1 rRNA gene is annotated in these 276 nt (G+C 61.2%); it reads left to right on the forward strand.

The features are described 5' to 3' along the window. A 16S ribosomal RNA gene (locus LPA42_RS33535) occupies window positions 1–276 on the forward strand; the annotation flags it as partial.

Genomic DNA, 276 nt, shown 5'->3' on the forward strand with positions numbered 1-276 from the left:
GCTTAACACATGCAAGTCGAGCGGAAAGGCCCTTCGGGGTACTCGAGCGGCGAACGGGTGAGTAACACGTGAGCAACCTGCCCTAGGCTTTGGGATAACCCTCGGAAACGGGGGCTAATACCGAATACGACCTTCTGCCGCATGGCAGGGGGTGGAAAGTTTTTCGGCCTGGGATGGGCTCGCGGCCTATCAGCTTGTTGGTGGGGTGATGGCCTACCAAGGCGACGACGGGTAGCCGGCCTGAGAGGGCGACCGGCCACACTGGGACTGAGACAC

Origin of the sequence: Micromonospora sp. DH13 (genome assembly GCF_020873825.1) — a bacterium.
Lineage (GTDB): Bacteria > Actinomycetota > Actinomycetes > Mycobacteriales > Micromonosporaceae > Micromonospora > Micromonospora haikouensis.